This window comes from Pseudomonas sp. PS02290 (assembly GCF_029960075.1).
GTDB lineage: Bacteria > Pseudomonadota > Gammaproteobacteria > Pseudomonadales > Pseudomonadaceae > Aquipseudomonas.
In genome coordinates this window covers 1-1221 of the sequence record NZ_JASCOY010000209.1, presented here as the reverse complement: position 1 = coordinate 1221, position 1221 = coordinate 1, and the positions used below count along the sequence as shown (strand labels likewise).

Here is a 1221-nt window from a genome sequence, read left to right as displayed (position 1 = left end):
GAGCTTGCTCGCGAATGCGGTACGTCTGCGATGGATGTGGTGACAAATACACCGCATTCGCGAGCAAGCTCACTCCTACAGGGGACCGAGGCAGTCTGAGATGCCGTTGAAACACCCAATACTCGGGCGTTTTCCGCGGAAACAATAACGTATACGAAATACCTTTATCCAATCAGGAGTCAATCATGAGCCAGTCCGTGTCCTGGAGCGGGGTCTTCCCTGCCGTTACCACGCAATTCAACGACGATTTCTCCCTCAATCTGGAGGCCACCCATAAGGTCATTTCCAATTTGGTGCGCGATGGCGTATCGGGGCTGGTGATCTGCGGGACCGTGGGGGAAAACACCTCGTTGAGCGTCGCCGAAAAGATCAGCCTGGTGGAAGCCGCCAAAGACGCCTCGGCCGGGCGCGTGCCGGTGATTTCCGGCATTGCCGAGTTCACCAGCGCCAATGCCAGTGCTGTCGCCAAAGAGGTGCAGAAAGCCGGTGCCGACGGGATCATGCTGATGCCGGCGCTGGTGTACTCGGCCAAACCCTTCGAAACCGCCACGCACTTCCGCACCGTGGCCGCCGCCACCGACCTGCCGATGATGGTTTACAACAACCCGCCGATCTACAAGAACGACGTCACGCCGGACATCCTCATCTCCCTAGCGGACTGCGACACCATCGTGTGTTTCAAGGATTCATCGGGGAACACCAACCGCTTTATCGACGTGCGCAACGAAGTGGGGGATCGCTTCGTGCTGTTTGCCGGACTCGATGATGTGTTGGTGGAAAGCGTTGCGGTGGGCGCGGTGGGCTGGGTGTCGGGGATGTCCAACGCCTTCCCGAAAGAGGGCGAGACGTTGTTCCGTCTGGCCAAGGCCGGGCGCTTTGCGGAGGCGATGGCGCTGTATGAGTGGTTCATGCCGCTGCTGCACCTGGATGCGCGTCCGGACCTGGTGCAGTGCATCAAGCTGTGCGAAGCAATCATGGAACGCGGCAGCGCCCTCACCCGCCCACCGCGTCTGGCGCTGCCGGACAGTGATCGGGAATATGTGGAGAAGTTGATGAAGACCGCGTTGGCGAACAAGCCGGTGTTGCCGGATGTGGGTCTTTGATGCGCTTGGTTTTTGGGTGAACCGATCCGCGTGTTTTGGCGTAGATCTGTGGTGTTCAAACCGGCCTCTTCCCGGCTGAAGCCGGTCCTACTGACGGAACTCGCGACCGTAGTAGGAC

General features: G+C 59.5%; 1 protein-coding gene. It reads left to right on the top strand.

Annotated features, from left to right (window positions below):
• Nucleotides 1–185 precede the first annotated feature (185 nt).
• Nucleotides 186–1103: a dihydrodipicolinate synthase family protein gene (locus QMX88_RS29280; RefSeq protein ID WP_122622254.1), complete on the top strand. Its 918-nt coding sequence runs from the start codon at nucleotides 186–188 to the stop codon at nucleotides 1101–1103.
• Nucleotides 1104–1221 lie beyond the last annotated feature (118 nt).

What these genes read in the sequence shown, in the direction of transcription:
- QMX88_RS29280 (WP_122622254.1), top strand. Translation starts at nt 186, where the DNA reads ATGAGCCAGTCCGTGTCCTGGAGCGGGGTCTTCCCTGCCGTTACCACG.